This window comes from Streptomyces sp. Tue6028 (assembly GCF_002300165.1).
Classification (GTDB): domain Bacteria; phylum Actinomycetota; class Actinomycetes; order Streptomycetales; family Streptomycetaceae; genus Streptomyces; species Streptomyces siamensis.
This window is the reverse complement of the sequence record NZ_MLCE01000020.1, coordinates 54,903-75,187: the sequence shown is the minus strand read 5'-3', so window position 1 is coordinate 75,187 and position 20,285 is coordinate 54,903. Positions and strand designations below refer to the sequence as shown.

The 20,285-nt window shown below is 71.5% G+C and carries 18 protein-coding genes; 12 read left to right on the top strand and 6 right to left on the bottom strand.

Annotated features, from left to right (window positions below):
• The first annotated feature begins 66 nt into the window (after positions 1–66).
• The 10 genes from BKI49_RS18260 (at position 67) to BKI49_RS18215 (ending at position 11,885) form a co-directional block, all read left to right on the top strand.
• Entirely contained in the window at positions 67–441 is a 375-nt protein-coding gene (locus BKI49_RS18260) for an HGxxPAAW family protein (RefSeq protein WP_095935346.1), read from the top strand.
• A gap of 47 nt (positions 442–488) precedes the next feature.
• A complete protein-coding gene (locus tag BKI49_RS18255; RefSeq protein ID WP_095935345.1) occupies positions 489–1,361 on the top strand; it encodes a DUF2797 domain-containing protein in 873 nt (290 codons plus the stop codon).
• A gap of 295 nt (positions 1,362–1,656) precedes the next feature.
• Positions 1,657–2,007, top strand: a complete 351-nt coding sequence (locus tag BKI49_RS18250; protein ID WP_095935344.1) for an antibiotic biosynthesis monooxygenase family protein — start codon at positions 1,657–1,659, stop codon at positions 2,005–2,007.
• A 136-nt stretch (positions 2,008–2,143) separates the two neighbouring features.
• The gene (locus BKI49_RS18245; protein WP_257004853.1) at positions 2,144–2,980 is read left to right on the top strand and encodes an amidohydrolase family protein; all 837 of its coding nucleotides are present in this window, start codon (positions 2,144–2,146) and stop codon (positions 2,978–2,980) included.
• Between the two features lie 124 nt (positions 2,981–3,104).
• Complete coding sequence (locus tag BKI49_RS18240; protein WP_179332490.1) at positions 3,105–3,845, top strand: response regulator transcription factor; 741 nt, start codon at positions 3,105–3,107, stop codon at positions 3,843–3,845.
• On the top strand, positions 3,842–5,488 hold the full coding sequence (locus BKI49_RS18235; RefSeq protein ID WP_095935341.1) for a sensor histidine kinase: 1,647 nt from the start codon (positions 3,842–3,844) through the stop codon (positions 5,486–5,488). Before BKI49_RS18240 ends, BKI49_RS18235 begins: the two co-directional genes overlap by 4 nt.
• A gap of 14 nt (positions 5,489–5,502) precedes the next feature.
• Positions 5,503–7,008, top strand: coding sequence for a bifunctional glycosyltransferase family 2/GtrA family protein (locus tag BKI49_RS18230; RefSeq protein WP_095935340.1), 1,506 nt, complete (start codon positions 5,503–5,505; stop codon positions 7,006–7,008).
• Positions 7,005–9,314 (top strand): glycosyltransferase family 39 protein, encoded by a 2,310-nt coding sequence (locus BKI49_RS18225; protein WP_095935339.1) that lies wholly within the window; start codon positions 7,005–7,007, stop codon positions 9,312–9,314. The genes BKI49_RS18230 and BKI49_RS18225 overlap by 4 nt, the downstream gene beginning before the upstream one ends.
• Positions 9,315–9,469: 155 nt before the next feature.
• Positions 9,470–10,957: an MFS transporter gene (locus tag BKI49_RS18220; RefSeq protein WP_095935338.1), complete on the top strand. Its 1,488-nt coding sequence runs from the start codon at positions 9,470–9,472 to the stop codon at positions 10,955–10,957.
• A 154-nt stretch (positions 10,958–11,111) separates the two neighbouring features.
• Positions 11,112–11,885 carry a TetR/AcrR family transcriptional regulator gene (locus BKI49_RS18215; RefSeq protein ID WP_095935337.1) on the top strand — a complete coding sequence of 258 codons (774 nt, stop codon included), beginning with the start codon at positions 11,112–11,114 and terminating at the stop codon, positions 11,883–11,885.
• Between the two features lie 497 nt (positions 11,886–12,382).
• Here BKI49_RS18215 and BKI49_RS18205 read toward each other — a convergent pair whose 3' ends face one another.
• Positions 12,383–12,850 carry a PPOX class F420-dependent oxidoreductase gene (locus tag BKI49_RS18205; RefSeq protein ID WP_095935336.1) on the bottom strand — a complete coding sequence of 156 codons (468 nt, stop codon included), beginning with the start codon at positions 12,848–12,850 and terminating at the stop codon, positions 12,383–12,385.
• Between the two features lie 156 nt (positions 12,851–13,006).
• On the opposite strand from BKI49_RS18205, the gene BKI49_RS18200 reads away from it, so the two are divergent.
• On the top strand, positions 13,007–13,726 hold the full coding sequence (locus BKI49_RS18200; RefSeq protein ID WP_095935335.1) for a GAF and ANTAR domain-containing protein: 720 nt from the start codon (positions 13,007–13,009) through the stop codon (positions 13,724–13,726).
• A gap of 15 nt (positions 13,727–13,741) precedes the next feature.
• On the opposite strand, the gene BKI49_RS18195 is transcribed toward BKI49_RS18200, so the two are convergent.
• The 3 genes from BKI49_RS18195 to BKI49_RS18185 all read right to left on the bottom strand — a co-directional run bounded on the left by BKI49_RS18195 (position 13,742) and on the right by BKI49_RS18185 (position 17,717).
• Positions 13,742–14,563 (bottom strand): YceI family protein, encoded by an 822-nt coding sequence (locus BKI49_RS18195; protein WP_095935334.1) that lies wholly within the window; start codon positions 14,561–14,563, stop codon positions 13,742–13,744.
• Positions 14,564–14,654: 91 nt separating this feature from the next.
• The gene (locus tag BKI49_RS18190; RefSeq protein ID WP_095935333.1) at positions 14,655–17,198 is read right to left on the bottom strand and encodes an MFS transporter; all 2,544 of its coding nucleotides are present in this window, start codon (positions 17,196–17,198) and stop codon (positions 14,655–14,657) included.
• A gap of 21 nt (positions 17,199–17,219) precedes the next feature.
• Positions 17,220–17,717 (bottom strand): MarR family winged helix-turn-helix transcriptional regulator, encoded by a 498-nt coding sequence (locus BKI49_RS18185; protein WP_095935332.1) that lies wholly within the window; start codon positions 17,715–17,717, stop codon positions 17,220–17,222.
• 290 nt (positions 17,718–18,007) lie between these two features.
• Here BKI49_RS18185 and BKI49_RS18180 point away from each other — a divergent pair, with 290 nt between their 5' ends.
• Positions 18,008–18,205, top strand: coding sequence for a hypothetical protein (locus BKI49_RS18180; RefSeq protein ID WP_028804495.1), 198 nt, complete (start codon positions 18,008–18,010; stop codon positions 18,203–18,205).
• Positions 18,206–18,321: 116 nt separating this feature from the next.
• Here BKI49_RS18180 and BKI49_RS18175 read toward each other — a convergent pair whose 3' ends face one another.
• Positions 18,322–19,056, bottom strand: a complete 735-nt coding sequence (locus tag BKI49_RS18175) for a hypothetical protein (RefSeq protein ID WP_306453557.1) — start codon at positions 19,054–19,056, stop codon at positions 18,322–18,324.
• Positions 19,057–19,145: 89 nt separating this feature from the next.
• A complete protein-coding gene (locus tag BKI49_RS18170) occupies positions 19,146–20,042 on the bottom strand; it encodes an RNA polymerase sigma factor SigF (RefSeq protein ID WP_095935330.1) in 897 nt (298 codons plus the stop codon).
• Between the last annotated feature and the right edge of the window lie 243 nt (positions 20,043–20,285).

The window sequence follows — 20,285 nt, the reverse complement described above, 5'->3', positions numbered from 1 at the left end:
GGTGCTAAATTGCTTAGGTAGTGAGGTAGGTGTGAGTTTAGTCGTCACGGCATGAGGGGGTTGCGGATGAGCCAGTGGGACGAGGGGCACACGCTCGCGGGATGGACCGGGTTCGCCATCGCCACCGTGGGTGCGACGGGCAGCGGGCTGGGCCTCTGCACCGGCAGCGCACTGGGGCTGTGGGGCGGGCTGGGCGTCGTGCTGATCGGCGTGCTGACCACGTGGGCGCTGCATCTGGCCGGCTGGGGCAAGCCGCCCGGCCGTCGGCCCGTCGACGAGTGGGGCTGGCGGGTCAGGGACCTCGGCGCGCGGGACGGGCACCCCGGGTGCCTCGGCTGCCGGCTGGCGGGACGAGGGCGGCCCGCGGGGGTCCCCACGCGGGTGAGCGGCGACGCGGGCCGGGACGGCACGGGTGAGGCCGTGACCGAGTCCGCTCTCTGACGGGCGGGCCGGGGCCGGTGTCAGTGGCGGCCTCTACTGTCGTTCCTGTGCGGCGGGTGTGGAGATGTTCGGGTCTGCGGTGGTCGGCGGACGGGCCCGTGCTGATGTGGGGAGGTGGGCAGGGGAGCCCACTGGTCCGCGGTCGGCGGGTGGCGTTCGCCGTGCCGGACGACGCCGCGCGCACATGCGTGGGGGCCCGGGGCCACGCGTGCCCGGTGAGGGCGGTCGTGCCGGGGCGGAGCACGGGCGCCCGGTGCGAGGAGTGCGCCCGGCTGGAGCGGTCGCACTCCGTGGCCGCGGACACGATGGCCGACGACCCGCGGCCGTACCACGTGTATCTGGCGTGGTTCGGCCCCGGACTCGTCAAGGTGGGGATCACCAGGGTCGAGCGGGGCACCGCGCGCCTCCTGGAGCAGGGCGCCGTCACGTTCGGCTGGCTGGGGCAGGGACCCTTGATGTCCGCACGCCGCACGGAGGAACTGCTGCGGGCGGCGCTCAAGGTGCCCGACCGGATTCCGTACGCCGAGAAGCGGGCGGTGCGGTCGGCGCTGCCGGGGCCCGAGGAGCGGGTGGCCGAGATCCGCGAGCTGCACGAGCGGGCGGGGCGGCTCGACGCCTGGCCAGAGTCGCTCCGGCGCCTGCCGTTCGAGCCCGTCGACCACACCGGCGTGTTCGGGCTCGCGGGGCTTCCGCGCGCGGAAGCCGTCGTGAGCGGGCTGGTCGCCGGGGGCGTGGTGAGCGGTGAGCTGCTCGCCGCCGCCGGACCCGACCTGCATCTCGCGACGGAGCGCGGGGTCGCCGTGCTGGACACCCGGCTCATGACCGGCTGGGAACTGACCGCCGCGCCCGAGGGGGAGACGGGACTGCGCGTTCCCGTGCGGGAGTTGAAGGACGACGGGGTGCAGGACGGCCTGTTCTGACGAGCGGCGGAGCGGAGCCGACGAGGGGCAGCGGGGGCCGACGAGCGGCGAAGCCGGAGCCAAGGGGAGCGAGCGCCCAGGGGGCCAAGGGGAGCGAGAGCCCAGGGAACCAAGGGGAGCCGGAGCCCAGGGAGCCAAGGGGAGGAGAGCCCAGGGGCGGGACTCCGGCGGATCCGGCAGGGGCGGGACGGACCGGGGCGGACCGGGCGGGGGAATGGTCAAGACTTCGATCCCTTTTGGGTCCCGTACGGAAAGGCGCTGGACGGAGCCGGGCGCCCGACCCGAGAGTGGCGACATGAGCGATCACTCCGTTGCGCCTGTCGCCGCACATGAACCTCCTTACTACGCCGTCGTGTTCACCTCCGTGCTCACGGAGGACAACGACGGTTACGACGAGACCGGCGAGCGGCTGGGCGAGCTGGTGAAGGAGATCCCGGGCTTCCTCGGGGAGGACGCCGCCCGCACACCCGGCGGACTCGGGGTCACCGTCGCCTACTTCCGCGACAAGGTGGCCATCGACGCATGGCGGAACCACATGGAGCACCGGGCGGCGAAGAAGCACGGCCGCGACCACTGGTACACGCGCTACACCCTGCACATCGCCAAGGTCGAACACAGCCACGGGTTCGAGCGTGCCGAGCGGTAGCGGGCAGCGGGCCGGCGACGGCACACCGGGCGACGGTACGGCCGACGACAGCGGACTCCCGGCAGGCGGTCCCGGCGACGGCTCCGCCGCCCCGGCCGACGCCGCCGACGTCACACGGTTCTGGCGGCGCCTCGGCCTGCCCGGTCTCGTCGACGTGCACACCCACTTCATGCCCGACCGCGTGCTGCGCAAGGTGTGGGACTACTTCGACGGACTCGGCCCGCTGACCGGCGGCGTCGAGTGGCCGATCACCTACCGCGCGGACGAGGACGAACGGCTCGCCGTGATCCGGGCGTTCGGAGTGCGGGCCTTCACCGCCATGCTCTACCCGCACAAGCCCGGCATGGCCGAATGGCTCAACTCCTGGGCCGTCGGCTTCGCCCGCCGCACCCCCGACTGCCTGCACACGGCGACCCTGTTCCCCGAGCCGGGCGTGGAGAGGTACGTACGGGAGGCGGTGGACGCGGGCGCACGGGTCTTCAAGGCACACGTGCAGGTCGGGGCGTACGACCCGGGCGACCCGCTCCTCGACCCGGCGTGGGGGGCACTGGCCGAGGCGGGCGTGCCCGTCGTGATGCACTGCGGGTCCGGGCCCTCGCCCGGCAAGCACACCGGACCCGGTCCGGTCGCGGCCGTCCTGGCGCGCCACCCGAGGCTGCGGCTCGTCGTCGCGCACATGGGCATGCCGGAGTACGAGGACTTCCTCGACCTGGCGGAGCGGTACGAGGAGGTGCGGCTCGACACGACCATGGCGTTCACCGACTTCGCCGAACGGCTCGCCCCCTTCCCGGACCGGGCACGCGACCGCCTCGCCGCCCTCGGCGACAGGGTGCTGCTGGGCAGCGACTTCCCCAACATCCCCTATCCGTACGCCCATCAGCTGCACGCCCTGGAACGGCTCGGACTGGGCGAGGTGTGGCTGCGCGCGGTCTGCTGGGAGAACGGCGCACGCCTCTTCGCGATCGACCCGTGATCCGCGCCGCCCGGAACAGCCGATGATCTTCCCAGGAGTTCCCTGAGAGACTCCTGTGGGTTTCTCAGACAAATCACAGGTTCCCGAAAGGATGCTCTCAGCGGCGCCCAGCAAGGTGTCCGCTATGACCACGACCTCGCCCCAGGGGCGCACCGAACTGCTGAGGCCGGACGGGAGCCCCGTCCGAGTGCTTGTGGTGGACGACGAGTTGTCGATCACCGAGCTGCTGTCCATGGCCCTGCGCTACGAAGGCTGGCAGATCCGCAGCGCGGGCGACGGACAGGGCGCCGTGCAGACCGCGCGCGAGTTCCGGCCCGACGCCGTCGTCCTCGACATGATGCTGCCCGACATGGACGGACTGGCCGTCCTGGGCCGGCTGCGCCGCGAACTGCCCGACGTGCCGGTGCTGTTCCTCACCGCGAAGGACGCCGTCGAGGACCGCATCGCGGGCCTGACCGCCGGCGGCGACGACTACGTCACCAAGCCGTTCAGCCTCGAAGAGGTCGTGGCGCGGCTGCGCGGACTGATCCGCCGTTCCGGCGCGGCCGACCGCCGCTCCGACTCCGTGCTGGTGGTCGGCGACCTCACCCTGGACGAGGACAGCCACGAGGTGTCGCGGGCGGGCGAGAACATCCACCTCACCGCGACCGAGTTCGAACTGCTCCGCTTCCTGATGCGCAATCCGCGCCGGGTGCTCAGCAAGGCGCAGATCCTCGACCGGGTGTGGTCCTACGACTTCGGCGGCCAGGCCAACGTGGTCGAGCTCTACATCTCCTACCTGCGACGCAAGATAGACGCGGGCCGCGAGCCGATGATCCACACCCGGCGCGGTGCCGGTTATCTGATCAAGCCCGCCGCGTCATGAGCGGACGACGACGGCCGCGTACGCAGAAGAGGCGAGGACAGCCGCGCACCCTGCGGACGCGGCTCGTCGTCGCGTCCGTGACGCTGATCGCCGTCGTGTGCGCGGTGATCGGCACCGTCACCACGATCGCGCTGCGCTCGCACCTGTACGACCAGCTGGGCGACAAGCTGCACGAGACCGCCATGCGCGCGGTGGGCGGCCGCCTGCCGGACAAGTTGGGCGGCGGTCCCGGCGCCCCCATCGGGGACAGCGGCGCCCTCGACGACAGCACCACGCCGAGCGGCAAGGTCCGGGACTTCGTCACCAAGGGCCCGACCCAGCCGAGGACCATCGCCGCGTACGTGGCGGACGGCGAGATCACCAGCGCGGCGGTGGCGGAGCAGAAGAACGACACCAACGGCATCTTCAAGACGATGAACGCCGCCGAGCTCTCCACGGCGCAGAAGACGGCGCTCGCCACCGTGCCCAAGGACGGCAAGGGGCACTCCGTGGATCTCCCGGGTCTCGGGAGCTACTTCGTCGAGTACGCCACGAGCCGGGACGGCGGCGACTCGTACTACGTCGGCCTGCCGACCGAGGACACCGACGAGAACGTCAACACCCTGATCCTCGTCGAGATCAGTGTCACCGCCGCCGGCCTGGTGGCCGCCGCCATCGCCGGCTACGTCCTGGTCGGCTTCGCCACCCGCCCCCTGCGCAAGGTCGCCGCCACCGCCACCCGCGTCTCCGAACTCCCCCTGCACAGCGGCGAGGTGAACCTCAGCGAACGTGTCCCGGAGTCCGAGACCGACCCGCACACCGAGGTCGGCCAGGTCGGTGCCGCGCTGAACCGGATGCTCGACCATGTGCACGGCGCCCTGCACGCCCGCCAGCAGAGCGAGACGCGGGTACGGCAGTTCGTCGCGGACGCCAGCCATGAGCTGCGCACCCCCCTCGCCTCCATCCGGGGCTACGCCGAACTGACCCGGCGCGGCAGGGAGCAGGTCGGGCCCGACACCCGGCACGCGCTCGGCCGGATCGAATCCGAGGCGGGCCGGATGACGCTGCTCGTCGAGGACCTGCTGCTGCTCGCCCGCCTGGACGCGGGCCGCCCCCTCCAGTTCGAGCACACCGACCTCGTCCCGCTCGTGGTGGACACCATCAGCGACTCGCGCGCGGCCGGCATGGACCACAACTGGCGTCTCGACCTGCCCGACGAACCGGCCCTGGTGGCCGGGGACGCGGCACGCATCCAGCAGGTGCTGGTCAACCTGCTGGGCAACGCCCGCAAGCACACCCCGCCGGGCACGACGGTCACGGCGCGCGTCCAGCGGCGCGGACCGTGGATGTGCATCGACGTCGAGGACAACGGCCAGGGCATCTCGTCCGAACTGCTGCCGCACGTCTTCGAACGGTTCGCGCGCGGGGACTCCGCGCGGTCCCGGGCCACCGGATCCACCGGTCTGGGGCTCGCTATCGTGCAGGCGGTCGCGACCGCGCACGGCGGTGCCGTGACCGTCGACAGCGTGCCCGGCAGGACCGTGTTCACGTTGCATCTGCCCGCGCTCGGCCCCGCCGTGCCGCGGCCCGCACCCGAAGCGGCGTGGTCATCGCACTCACAGGCGCAGCACAGCACCACCACATGGGCGCAACAGGGCGCTTGACGAGAGTCGTTCGCATGCGAACCGACCCTTCTCCCGGCAATCTGCCGGCGCGGGAGCACCTCCCGGCCACAGACGCCGGTACGCCTGTCCTGGACGTAGTGATCCCCGTCTACAACGAGGAGAAGGACCTCCAGCCATGTGTGCTCAGACTGCACGAGCACCTGGAGCGCACGTTCCCGTACGCGTTCCGCATCACGGTGGCGGACAACGCGTCCACGGACAGCACCCCTCGGGTGGCCGAGCGGCTGGCGGCGGAGATCCCCGAGGTCCGGTCCTTCCGGCTGGAGCAGAAAGGCCGCGGCCGGGCGCTGCGGGCCGTGTGGTCGGCGTCGGACGCGCCGGTCCTCGCCTACATGGACGTGGACCTGTCCACCGACCTCAACGCCCTGCTGCCGCTGGTCGCGCCGCTGATCTCCGGCCACTCGGACCTGGCGATCGGCTCCCGGCTGTCACGGAGCTCCCGGGTGGTGCGCGGCGCCAAGCGGGAGTTCATCAGCCGCTCGTACAACCTGATCCTGCGCGGTTCGCTGCAGGCCCGCTTCTCGGACGCGCAGTGCGGCTTCAAGGCGATCCGCCGTGATGTCGCCCAGGCGCTGCTGCCGCTGGTCGAGGACACCGGCTGGTTCTTCGACACGGAGATGCTGGTGCTCGCCGAGCGGGCCGGACTGCGCATCCACGAGGTGCCCGTCGACTGGGTCGACGACCCGGACTCGACCGTGCACATCGTGAAGACCGCGACCGACGACCTCAAGGGGGTGTGGCGGGTGGGCCGCGCCCTCGCCACCGGTTCGCTGCCGCTCGACCGGCTCGGCCGGCCCTTCGGGGACGATCCGCGCGACCGGGACCTCACCGACGTGCCGGGCGGTCTGGCCCGCCAGCTCGTCGGGTTCTGCGTCGTCGGCGGCCTGTCCACCCTGTTCTACCTGCTGCTCTACAGCGCCTTCCGCTCCTTCTCCGGGGCGCAGATCGCCAACGCGCTGGCCCTGCTCGTCTCCGCGGTCGCCAACACGGCCGCCAACCGGCGGCTGACCTTCGGGGTGCGCGGCCGGGGCGGCGCCGTCCGCCACCAGGCGCAGGGCCTGGTCGTCTTCGGCATCGGCCTCGCTCTCACCAGCGGCTCCCTCGCCGCGCTGAAGGCGGCGAGCAGCGACCCCTCGCACTCCACCGAGCTGGCCGTACTGATCGCCGCCAACCTCGCGGCGACCGTGCTGCGGTTCCTGCTGTTCCGGGCCTGGGTCTTCCCGGACCGGCGCGACGAGCGGACGTCGCACGTCGTGGCCTCGCACCGTCCGGCCTCGTACGACCCGACCTCGCACGGCCCGGTCGCCCCGTACGGCCCGGCGTCGCAGGTACCGGCCCCGCACGGCCCCGCCCCGCACGACCAAGCCCCGCACGACCAAGCCCCGTACGACACGACCCAGTTCCGCGCCGGTGAGGCCGCGGACCGCACCTGGGGGGACTCGACCATGCAGTTGCAGGCGGTGCGCCCGCACGATCACGACCCGAGGAACGCACGATGACCACTCAGCCCGACACGACCCGTCCACAGGGTGTGAGTCCCTCGTGGGAGCCGCCCACGGCGACGGCCCCGCAGCAGCAGGGCCTGCCCGCCGGCGCTCCGCCTCCCGCTCCCGGCCCGGGCTCCGACTCCGGTTCCGGCTCGGGTGAGCCCCGGCAGCCGTTCCACCGTCGCCTCTGGCGCGGCCGGCCCGAGGACCCGCGCTGGGTGCGACCTGCCCTCCTCGGCCTGCTGGCCGCCACCGCGCTCCTCTACCTGTACAACCTGAGCGCCTCCGGGTACGCCAACTCGTTCTACTCCGCGGCCGTACAGGCCGGCAGCCAGAGCTGGAAGGCCTTCTTCTTCGGCTCGCTCGACTCCGCCAACGCCATCACCGTCGACAAGCCCCCGGCCTCGCTGTGGCCGATGGCCCTGTCGGTCCGGATCTTCGGCCTCAGCTCCTGGGCGATCCTCGTGCCCGAGGTCCTCATGGGCGTGGCCACGGTCGGCGTCCTCTACGCGGCCGTGCGCCGTCGCTTCAGCCCCGCCGCCGGCCTGATCGCGGGCGCGGTGCTCGCGCTCACTCCCGTCGCCGCGCTGATGTTCCGGTTCAACAACCCGGACGCGCTGCTCGCGCTGCTCATGACCGTCACCGTCTACTGCGTCATCCGCGGTCTTGAGGACGGCCGGACCAAGTGGCTGGTGTGGGCGGGTGCCGCGGTCGGCCTCGCCTTCCTCGTGAAGACGCTCCAGGCCTTCCTGATCCTGCCGCCGCTCGCGCTGGTGTACGCGGTCTGCGCACCCGTCTCCCTGAAGAAGCGGTTCGGGCAGCTCGGTCTGTCCGCGCTCGCCATGGTCGTCTCCGGCGGCTGGTGGGTCGCGATCGTGGAGCTGTGGCCCGCGTCCTCCCGCCCGTACATCGGCGGCTCGCAGAACAACTCCTTCCTGGAGCTGACCTTCGGCTACAACGGCCTCGGCCGCATCAACGGCGACGAGACCGGCAGCGTCGGCGGCGGTGGCGGTGGCGGCGGGACCGGTCAGTGGGGCGAGACCGGCTGGGACCGGATGTTCAACTCCGAGATCGGCGGCCAGATCTCCTGGCTGCTGCCCGCCGCGCTGATCCTGCTGGTCGCCGGGCTCGTGCTCACCCGTTCCCGGTTCCGTCCGGGCGAGGGGACCGTCGCCCGCGCCGGGCGTACCGACCTGGCCCGTGGGTCGTTCCTCGCGTGGGGCGGCGCGCTGCTGATGACCGCGGTCGTCTTCAGCTACATGGCCGGCATCTTCCACCAGTACTACACGGTGGCCCTCGCCCCCTACATCGCCGCCGTCGTCGGCATGGGCGCGACGGTCCTGTGGGAGGAGCGGTCCAGGATCTGGGCCTCGCTGAGCCTGGCCGGCGCGGTCACCGCGACCGCCGCCTGGGGGTACGTCCTCCTCAACCGGACGCCCGACTACCTGCCCTGGCTCAAGTGGCTGGTCCTGGTCGGCGGACTGGCCGGTGCGCTCGGCCTGATCTTCGTCACCCGGATCGGACGCCCGCTCGCCCTCGCGGCGGTGGGGCTGAGCGTGGTGGCCTCGGTCGCGGGTCCGACCGCGTACACGCTCTCCACGGTGGACACCGGGCACACCGGTTCCATCGTGACGGCCGGTCCCGCCGGCGCGAGCATGATGGGCGGTCCCGGTGGCGGCCGTGGCGGCGGTGGCATGCGGGGCGGCTTCGGCGGCGGCATGCCGGGCCAGAACCAGCAGAACGGGAACGGCAACACCCAGCAGGGCGGCGGTACGGGACAGCCTCCGACCGGCGGCTTCCCCGGCGGCGGCATGCCGGGACAGAACGGCAACGGCAACACGCAGAACGGCAACGGCGCGGGCGGCCAGGGGCAGAACCAGCAGGGCGGTCCCGGCGCGGGCGGCATGGTCCAGGGCGAGGGCCCGATGGGCGCAGGCGGCGGTGCCGGCGGGCTGCTGAACGGCGCGAGCGTCAGCTCCGCGGCCAAGAAGCTGCTGGAGGAGAACGCGGACGACTACACCTGGGCCGCCGCGGCCATCGGCTCCCAGAACTCCGCCGGCTATCAGCTCGCGACCGGCAGGCCCGTGATGGCCATCGGCGGCTTCAACGGCACCGATCCGTCTCCGACCCTGGCCCAGTTCAAGAAGTACGTGGCCGCAGGGAAGATCCACTACTTCATCTCCGGCGGCGGAATGGGCGGCGGAATGGGCGGTGGCTCCGGCTCCTCGTCCCAGATCAGCTCCTGGGTCACGGCCAACTTCAAGAAGGTGACGGTGGGGTCCGCGACGTTCTACGACCTGACGCAGCGGAACGGCTGATCGCTGGCCGTGTGCGGGGTCGGGCGGTGGCCCGGGGCGATTCTGCTCCGGGCCACCGGTCTGTGTGTGGTGGGTTCCGGCGGGGTGCGGGGGCTTTGTGGCGGGCGGAAAAAACCGGCTGTACGGTGTATGGGTCTTGTTCTACGGTGTAAAGCATGTCAACCGTGCCGGCTCCCCAGGGCCACCCCCAGCGATGGCTGATCCTCGGCGTCATCTGTCTCGCGCAGCTCACCGTGCTGCTCGACAACACCGTCCTGAACGTGGCTATCCCCTCCCTCAACCGGGAGCTCGGCGCGGCGACCTCCGACATCCAGTGGATGATCAACGCGTACTCGCTGGTGCAGTCCGGGCTGCTGCTCACCGCGGGCAGCGCGGCCGACCGCTACGGCCGCAAGAAGATGCTGATCGCGGGCCTCGCGCTGTTCGGCCTGGGCTCGCTCGTCGCCGGACTCGCCGACTCCACCCCGCAGCTGATCGCCGCGCGGGCGGGCATGGGCGTGGGTGGCGCGCTGCTGCTCACCACCACCCTCGCCGTCGCGATGCAGATCTTCACGCCCGACGAGCAGCCCAAGGCGATCGGCATCTGGAGCGCGGTGAACGCCCTCGGATTCGCCGCGGGGCCGTTGCTCGGCGGCTTCATGCTCAATCACTTCTGGTGGGGGGCGATCTTCCTGATCAACCTGCCGGTGGCCGCGCTCGGCCTCGCCGCCGTGGTCGCCCTCGTGCCGGAGTCCAAGGCCCCTCGCGGTGACCGCCCCGACCTGCTCGGTGCCCTGCTGTCCACCATCGGTATGACCGCGCTCGTCTACGCGATCATCTCCGGGCCCGAGCACGGTTGGACCTCGGGGCGGGTGCTGCTGACCGCGGCGATCGCGCTCCTGGTGCTCGGCGGCTTCGCCTACTGGGAGTCCCGGATTCCCCACCCCATGCTCGACCTGCACTTCTTCCGGGACCGGCGCTTCACCGGCGCCGTCGCGGGCGCCGTGCTCATCACCTTCGGCATGGGCGGTGCGCTGTTCCTGCTCACGCAGCACCTCCAGTTCGTCCTCGGGTACGGGCCGCTGGAGGCCGGACTGCGGACGGCTCCGCTCGCACTGTCCGTCGTCGCGCTGAACTTCACCGGGCTCTCCGCGAAGTGGACGGCCCGGCTCGGCACGCCCCTGTCCATCGCGCTCGGCATGGTGCTGATGTCGGGCGGACTCGTGTCCATCGCGACGCTCGCCGGGCACGGCTACGGCGGCACGCTGCTCGGGCTGCTGCTCATCGGCGCGGGCTGTGCGGTGGCCAACCCCGCCATGGCGCACGCGATCATGAGTGCGATCCCGCGGGAGAAGGCGGGCGTCGGCGCCGGGATCAACGGCACGCTCGCCGAGTTCGGCAACGGGCTGGGGGTGGCGGTGCTCGGCGCGATCCTCAACTCGCGGTTCGCGGCGCTGATTCCGGTCGCGGCCACGTCGCTGCCGGCCGCGCTCGCCTCGGCGGGCTCGGGGGACGAGCGGGAGCGGATCACGGACGCGTTCTCGTCGGGGCTGGAGACCAGCCAGTTGGTCGGTGCGGTCGCGGTGCTTCTCGGCGGACTGCTCGCGGCCGCGTTGCTGCGGCGGGCGGAGAGGGCAGACTCCGCGGTGGCGGTCTCCGCGTAGCGTTCTCGCGTGGCGCTCCTCGCGAGGTGCTCTCCGTGTGGCGCTGCGCGGTCTCCGTAGCGGTTTCTCCGAAACGCGCGCTTAGCATCATGTGGGAGGGCGGACCGGGGAATTCCGGACCGTCCCGCGGTACGAGCTCCGAGGAAGGTGCGCCATGGTGAGGGCAGCCGACCGGGCCAAGCGTCCGGCGCGGACCAGTGTCTGGCTGGAGGGCAAGGCGTCCCGGGGCGGGTCGGCCCGCGGTGGCGGTCAGCCGTCGGGGCTCGACCGGGAACGGATCACCGAGGCCACGGTGCGACTGCTGGACGCGGAGGGGCTGGCGAAGTTCTCCATGCGGCGGCTGGCGGCGGAGCTGAACGTCACCGCGATGTCCGTGTACTGGTACGTCGACACCAAGGACGACCTGCTCGAACTCGCCCTCGACGCCGTCTTCGGTGAACTGGGGCTGCCGGATCCGGAGTCGGGCGAGGACTGGCGGGAGCAGTTGCGCGCGCTCGCGGTCGGGTACCGGGCGCTGCTGGTACGTCATCCCTGGGTGTCGCCGCTCATCGGCAACTTCCTGAACATCGGGCCGTGCTCGATGTCCTTCTCGCTCTGTGTGCAGCAGGTGGTCCGCAACACCGGGCTGCCGCCGCACGGGCAGATGGGGGCGCTCTCGGCCGTCTTCCAGTTCGTCTACGGCTTCGGCACGATCGAGGGGCACTTCGTGCAGCGCTGCGCCTCGGCGGGGATGTCGCAGGACGAGTACTTCCGGCAGGCCATGAGCACGATCAGCGAACAGCCGCAGTTCGCCGCCAACCTGGAGAGCGCCGCCGATCTCATGGAGGCGCGGGGCGGTGACACGGTCGAGGAGATGCGCGAGCGGGACTTCACGTTCGCGCTGGAGATGCTGGTCGCCGGGATCGAGACGATGGTCGCCCGGGGCTGAGCGTGACTGTTTCGCCGCCTTCGGTTCGGTGGGTGGGTCGTCGCCGGTCCGGTGGGTGGGTCGGGGCCGTGCCGGTGATCCGCCCGTTGCAGCCCTTGTGTGGTCCGGTGGGTCAGTGCGGTGGGGTCGTGTTGCCGTCCGCAACGGGCATGTGATGCACCGGCACGGCCCCTTCGGTGCGATAGCGGCTGCGGGTGCGAGGGGGCTGGGACCTGACCGCTGGCCCGCCGGGCGGCAACTCCCTTCCCGCCGGGGGCAATCCCCGCCCCGCCCCGTCTTGAGGGCAGAGAGCAACCTCTCAGCCCGTCCGGCGATTGAGGACGAGGCCGTCCAGGCCGATTTCCCCACCCCCGGGGTCGTCGTAGTCGGGGTTGGGGGCAGTGCCCCAGCCCGTCCGGCGTTTGAGGACGAGGCCGTTCAGGCCGAGCGGGGGTCCGGGGGCGGAGCCCCCGGGGGTTCGGGTCGGGTAGGGGCGGAGGGGGCGAAGGAACCCGGGGTCAGTCCTGGGACAGGTGCGCGGGGAAACCGCCCGTCGCCACCGGTCCCCAGCGCGTGGGGGTGACGCGAATGATCGACTTGCCCTGCTTCCGCATCGCCGCGCGGTACTCGTCCCAGTCCGGATGCTCCCCCGCGATGTTCCGGTAGTACTCGACGAGAGGCTCGACGGAGTCGGGGGAGTCGATCACCTCGGCCGTACCGTCGACCTGGACCCAGGGACCGTTCCACTCGTCGCTCAGAATGATCAGGCTGACATGCTCGTCACGCTTCGCGTTGCGGGTCTTGGCCCGCTCCGGGTAGGTCGACACGACGATACGGCCCGAGTCGTCGACACCACAGGTCAGAGGCGAGCCCTGCGGGCTTCCGTCGGCACGGCGGGTGAGCAGGATGGCGCGGTGCCGGGGACGCACGAAGTCCAGCAACTCGTCCCGGGAGACAGCGGTGTTCGTCGCGATGTTGGGAGCCATGCGGACAGCCTACGGCGCGGGCGTGGACGGCGGCCGTGGCAGCCACCCGGCGGGTCGCGCCCAGCCGCGTCGGAACAGCTAAAGTGCTGCTCGTCCTAATGCTCGCAGTCAGGAATGTGCTGCGGAGCTCTCCTGCGCACGGCCGTTCGGCCGTGCATGCCGAAGAGGTTCGTGGTGACTGCGTCCGAGTTTTCTGAATTGTCCCGCTTTACGGCGGGTGTTGAGCTGGCCGATGCGCTGACGGCGGCCGCTCAGCGACTGCACGAGACGCCGAGCCCCCACGGCACCCTGCGCACCGCGGCCCGGCTCGCCGTGCACCTGCTGCCCGGCGCCGAGCACGCCGGGATCTCGGTCATCGAGCGCGACACGCACCGGACCCTCGTGTGGACCGACGAGGTCGTGCGTCTGGCCGATTCCCTGAACACCGGCCGGGAGGACCATCCGTACTGGAGCCGGCTGTGGACCGCGCCCGTCGCCAGCATCGAGGACAGCGCGTCCACGGACGAGCTCGGGCTCTCCGGTCTCGGGCTGCGCTCGGTGCTGTCGCTGCGGCTGCGTGCCGACCGGCGCCGGATCACCGTACTGACGGCGTACGCGCGCGAGCCGCGGGCCTTCGACGACTCGGCCACCCGGATCGGCCGGCTGTTCACCGCGCACGTCAGCATCGCCCTGGAGTCGGCGACGGTGCGCGAACAGCTCACCGAGGCCATGCGCACCCGCGACCTGATCGGGCAGGCCACGGGCATCCTCATGGAGCGCCTCGACACCGACGCGGCGGAGGCCTTCGACAGTCTGGTGCGGATATCCCAGCGGGAGAACGTCAAGCTGCGCGAACTGGCTCGTCGGATCGTCGACGCGGGCCGGGGCGACGCGTGAGCCGGGCCCGGCGGCTCAGGCGGCCGGCAGCGACTCGCCCTGCACCGCCTGGATGTCCAGCTCCACCTTGAGCGTCGTACCGATCGCCGAGATGCCCGCCTGGACCACCTGGTTGTAGTTCATGGCGAAGTCCTCCCGGTGGAGCTCGGCGGTGGCCCGGAAGGCGGCGCGCGTGCCGCCCCAGGGGTCGGCGCCGGTTCCGAGGTAGGCGAGGTCGAGATCGACCGGGCGGACGACGCCGTGCATGGTGAGCTCGCCGTGCACCGTCCAGCGGTCGGAGCCGGCGGGGCTCACCCCCACCGACCGGTAGGTGATCACCGGGTACTGCTCGACGTCGAGGAAGTCCGGTGACCTGAGGTGCCCGTCGCGCATGCCGTTGCCGGTGTCGATCGAGGCGGCGGAGATCGTCGCCTCGACCCGGGACCCGGCCACGTGGTCGGGCGCGATCTCGATCGTGCCGGAGAAGTCGGTGAAGCGGCCGTGGACGCTGGAGATCCCGAGGTGCTGGGCCACCGCGCCGACGGAGGAGTGGGCCGGGTCGATGGTCCAGGGGCCGGGCGGCGGGAGTTCGGTGCCGCCCTGCCGGGCGAGGGTGACCTGACCGATCTCGGCGCGGCCGCTCGCCGTGACGATGGCGCTGGACGCGGCGGGCGCGTATCCGACCGCGGTGACGATCACGGTGTAGGCGCCGGGGGCCAGGGCGGTGGTGTCCTGCACGGCTCCGTCCGCGTCGGCCTCGGCCCGCACCACCTGGCTGCCCGTCGTGTCGGTCACCGTGACGACCGCGTGCGACACGGCCCATCCGTCCCGCGTACGGATCTTCGCGGTCAGTCCCATGGTCAAACTCCTTGCGATCCAGCAATGAGACCGGCCCGTGGGGGCGCTCCTCCGCTCAGAGTGCGCGCGTCCCCACGGGCCGGGGTTCGAACTACTCGCCGGGGTGGGCGAGTTCGATGGTGTGGTCGTCGACGCCGGAGCCGTTGACGGTCAGCGCCGTGGCCACCGGCGGGTAGCCCGTGGCGATGACGGTGTACTCGCCGCCGTCCAGGTCGGTGAAGGCGTACGCGCCGTCCGCACCGGTCCTGGCCGTGCCGACCACGTTGCCCGCCGCGTCCACCAGGGTCACGCGGGCGTCCGCGAGGGGACCGAACGGCGCCCGTACGACGCCCTGGACCTGGGCACCCGCGCTGAGCTCGACCTCGACCCGGGTGACCCCGGTGCCGCCGACCTCGACGGGCAGGGCCTGCGGACGGTGGCCCGCCGCGTTCACCGCGATGGTCACCGGACCCGGGACCAGCTCGGCGAAGGTGAACTCGCCCTGCTGGCCGGTGGTGCCGGTGGCCAGCACGTCACCACGCACGTCGGTCACGATGACCATGGCGTCCTTGACCGGGGTGCCGCTGTCGGCGGCCCGCACGACACCGCTCAGCCCGCTCGTGCCGCTCAGCAGGATGTCGTAGGCGACCGGCTCGTCGTGTACGACGATCGTCGAGGCCTGCGGCTGGAAGCCGTCGGCGGACGCGATCAGGACGTAGGAGCCGACACCGGGAGCGTCGAGCGCGTAGGAGCCGTCGAGCTGTGCGACCGAGCGGCCCAGCTGGCGTCCCGCGAGCGAGATCAGCGTGACGGCGGCCTGCGGGACGGGGGAGCTCTCCGCGCCGCGGACGTAGCCGCGGACCGGGATGCCGCCGGACGCGGGCAGCGGGGTGGTCCCCTGCGTCGCGGTGGCGACGGCGGCGAGCCGCTGGGTGCCCTCGAGGGCGGTCTCCGCATCCGACCCGGCGACGGCCGACGCCCAGCTCGGGATCTTCTCGGCGGGGGCCTCCACGGCGGGCGCCGCAGCGGCGGCCGGGGTCTCGGCGGCCGGGGTGCCGGTCTGCTCGGCCGCGGCCTGGGCCAGCGCGCCCGAGGTCCGCAGCGGGACCTCCTTGATGAACAGCACGATCAGGAAGGCGATCAGCGCCATGCCCGCGGCGATCATGAAGACGTCCGCGATGCCGTGGCCGTACGCGCTCTCCATCACGGTGCGCAGCGGCCGGGGCAGCTTGTCCATGTCCGGGATGCTCGCGTCGGAGCCGGAGCCGGCCAGGGAGGCGTACTTCGGGCCGAGGTCGGTCAGGCCGTCCTTGACGTAGTCGGTGATCCGGTGGGCCATGATCGCGCCGAGCGCGGACACGCCGATCGCACCGCCGAGGGAACGGAAGAACGTCACCGTGGAGCTGGCCGCGCCGAGGTCGGCCGGCGTCACCTGGTTCTGCGTGGAGAGCACCAGGTTCTGCATCATCATGCCGATGCCGAGGCCCAGCAGCGCCATGAAGATCGCGATGTGCCAGTAGGTCGTGTCGTAGCGGATGGTGCCGAGCAGGCCGAGGCCCGCCGTGACCAGGAGGCCGCCGGAGACCAGCCAGACCTTCCACTTGCCGGTCTTGGTGATGATCTGGCCGGAGACCGTGGAGGAGACGAACAGGCCGCCGATCATCGGGATGGTCATGACGCCCGACATCGTCGGGGACTTGTCGCGGGCCAGCTGGAAGTACTGGCTGAAGAAGACCGTGCCGGTGAACATCGCGACACCCACGAAGAGGGACGCGAGGGAGGACAGGGTGATGGTGCGGTTGCGGAACAGCCGCAGCGGGATGATCGGCTCGCTGGCCTTCGACTCGACCAGGATGAACAGCAGGCCGAGGACGACCGCGCCGCCGACCATCGCGTAGGTCTGCCACGAGATCCAGTCGTACTTGTCACCGGCGAAGGTGACCCAGACCAGCAGCAGCGAGACCGCGGCGGAGATGAAGAACGCGCCGCCCCAGTCGACCTTGACCTCGCGCTTCACGACGGGCAGGTGCAGGGTCTTCTGGAGCACGATCAGCGCGATGACCGCGAAGGGCACACCGACGTAGAAGCACCAGCGCCAGCCGAGCCAGCTGGTGTCGGTGATGACACCGCCCAGCAGCGGGCCGCCGACGGTTGCGACGGCGAACGTGGCGCCGAGGTAGCCGGAGTAGCGGCCGCGCTCACGCGGGGAGATCATCGCGGCCATCACGATCTGCGCGAGGGCGGACAGACCGCCGACGCCGATGCCCTGGACGACACGGCAGGCGATGAGCATGCCGGCGTTCTGGGAGAGACCGGCCGCGGCCGAGCCCAGCACATAGATGATCAGTGCTATCTGGACGAGCGCCTTCTTGCTGTACAGGTCGGCGAGCTTGCCCCACAGGGGCGTCGCCGCGGTCATGGACAGCAGGGCGGCCGTGACGACCCAGGTGTAGGCGGACTGGCCGCCGCCCAGGTCACCGATGATCTCGGGGAGCGCGTTGGAGACGATCGTCGACGACAGGATCGCGACGAACATGCCGAGCAGCAGCCCGGAGAGCGCCTCCATGATCTGCCGGTGCGTCATCGGAGCGCCGTCGGCGGCGCCTCCGTGCTTGGCGTGAGAGCCCCGCACACCGGTTGGTGTGGTCGTTGCCATGGGCTTCCTTTTCTTACGTACTTACGCGGGTGTACGGGTGGTCAGTTCTGTTGCGTCTGTCGCATGCGGGTGCGGAGGCCGCGGGGTGGCCCGGCAGTCGCCGAAGCTCTCGCGCAGCCGGCCCATGAGTGCGATGAGCAGTCCGACCTCGTGGTCGGACCAGTCGCTCAGCCGGTCGGCGAGGAGTCGTGACGTGCGCAGGGACAGCTCGTCGAGCTGCTCCTGGCCCGCGACGGTGAGGCGCAGGATGCGTGAGCGCTTGTCGGCCGGGTCGGGGAACCGTTCGATCCAGCCCCGGTCGGCGACGTGCGCGACATGGCGGCTGGTCACCGACATGTCCACGGAGAGAAGCTCCGCGAGCCGGCTCATCCGCATCTCGCCGTTGTGTCCGAGCAGGGTGAGCACGGCTGCGGACCCCCCTGGGCAGTCGGGCGGCAGGATGCGGCCCATGTCCCTCTTCACGGCACCGATGGCGCTGAGCTGACGAGCCAATTCCTCGTACTGCTCCTGCTCGGCCATCGCACCTCCCGTATTCGTTGCTTAGGGCAACCATAAGAAGGTTGGTTGCCGCAGGCAAACTAAATGGGGCCCACCGGGATAAAAACTTGGCAAAGGCAAGTATTGGCGAACGTAAACCCGCAGGTGGGGCCGGGTGCCTTCGTTCGGCCCCGCTGTGGGCCCCACCGGCGGCCCGGCGGGCCGTCCCGGCGGACGGGGCGGCCGGCGCCAGGGCCGGGAAGCGCGTCACGTGCGATGAAGGGGAACCCGGCACTTGGGCAGGCCCCGCGTATTCGCTAGGGTCCTGGCTCATGGCTAACACCCAGGGCCCCGAGGGCAACTACGACCCCGCGGGCAGCACCCAGATGTTCCGCGCCTTCGTCGACGAGGCCCCCCAGGGCCGGCAGCAGCAGGCGGCCGCTCCGGCGGGTCCCCGCGTCGGTCTGATCGTCGGCGTCGTCCTCGCCGTGGTGGTCGTGGCCGCCGTGGCGTGGCTCGCGCTCAAGTAGTCCGGCCGACAGCCGTCCCGGGCCGGACGGACGGCCCGGGGAGGGCTGCGCAACGGCCCGGGCGCGCACTCGCGCCCTGACGGCCGGGCCTGGCGTGCGGCCGGGCCCGCCTCGGCCTACTTCCAGTGGACGGACACGTCCTGCGTCTCGATGTGCATGCCCAGGGGCACGCGCCAGGCGTCGACGCACACCGTCCACGTCTTGTCCTTCTTCGCGCCGGCGGCGATCGGCGCGGGGAGGTCGTCGGACGACTCGATCGTCGCCCAGTCGATCCCGAGTGCCCCGATGATGTGCGTCCCGAAGGTCACCGTGCCCGAACGCACCGCTGTCCCACCGGTGTTGCGGAAGGAGACGGTCACCTTCTCGCACCACCGCCGATCGGTGGCCTCGCGCCTGGGATCGCCCACGTCGAGTGCCGCGGGGCCGGCGGGTGCCGTGGACGATCCGGACGGGGGCGCGGCGGGCGACGACGGGCCGTGGCTCGAAGTCCCGCCCGAACCCGTGCCCGTACGTCCGGGTCCGCCGGTCCCGGACGGCGGGGTCTGTGTGCTCCCGGAGTGACCGGAGGCGGCGGGGCCCGGAAGCGCGCCGGACGAGCCCGAGCCCGGGGCCGATGCCGTGGCCTCCGCTCCCCCGGACTCCGCACTCCGCTTGCCGCCGGCCGTCCCGGAACCCTCGGCCGCGCCGTCCAGCGGCATCAGCGACACGTCTCCCGTGGGGGCCACGACGGCCCCGGACGCACCGGGCGTCCCTCCGGCAGCCCCTACGGCGACATATCCGTCACCGTCCCCGCCGCTCCCGCAGGCGGCCAGGACGGCACCCAGGCAGACCACGGTCGCCGAGGCGGCCACAAGGGCACCACGGCGACCGCGTATCGACTCTCGACGCATCGCGCCAGTGTGGCTGACGATCCGTCAATTATGAACCCTCGGTCGGGGCTTCAGTCCGAGATGAGGCCTTCGCGCAGCTGCGCCAGGGTCCTGGTCAGCAGTCGCGAGACGTGCATCTGCGAGATGCCGACCTCCTCGCCGATCTGCGACTGGGTCATGTTGGCGAAGAAGCGCAGCATGATGATCCGGCGCTCGCGGGGCGGCAGCTTGGCCAGCAGCGGCTTGAGCGACTCGCGGTACTCCACGCCCTCCAGAGCCGTGTCCTCGTAGCCGAGGCGGTCGGCGAGGGAGCCCTCGCCGCCGTCGTCCTCGGGGGCCGGCGAGTCGAGGGAGGAGGCGGTGTACGCGTTGCCGACGGCGAGACCGTCGACCACGTCCTCCTCGGACACGCCCAGCACGGAGGCGAGTTCGGTGACGGTCGGGGAGCGGTCGAGCTTCTGCGAGAGCTCGTCGCTGGCCTTGGTGAGAGCCAGGCGCAGCTCCTGGAGGCGGCGCGGGACGCGGACCGACCACGACGTGTCGCGGAAGAACCGTTTGATCTCGCCTACCACCGTGGGCATCGCGAACGTCGGGAACTCCACGCCGCGTTCGCAGTCGAAGCGGTCGATCGCCTTGATCAGGCCGATGGTGCCGACCTGGACGATGTCCTCCATCGGCTCGTTGCGGGAGCGGAAGCGGGCTGCCGCGTACCGCACGAGCGGGAGGTTGAGCTCGATGAGGGTGTCACGGACATAGGCGCGCTCGGGGCTGTTCTCGTCGAGCGCGCTCAGCCGCAGGAACAGGGAGCGGGACAGGGTGCGGGTGTCGATGGCTTCCGGGGCCGGGAGGGCCGTGACGGCTTCCGGGGCCTCGGCGGCAGGGACGTCGTGAAGCGCGTCGTGCGCCTCGGGCGCTGCCTCGCTCTTCGTGAGCGTGAGCACCTTCGAGCTGCCCTGGTCTGCGGACATGCCACCCCCTTTGGGTCGCGGACGGTCGCGGCAGTCGCTCCCGTCGGAGGAACGCAGCCTCCACCTGAATACCGGAGGCGGGGCCGCGGCAAACGCGCTTCCGGCAGAATGTCACATGTCGGCAACACGCTGTAGTGACATGTCGACATGGAGAAGGTGAATCGGCCCTGGAAAGAGGGGGTCTGACGGTTTTTCAGCACTCAACTGTCGGAAAAGGCGCCGTTGAGCGATTCGCTCTTGTCG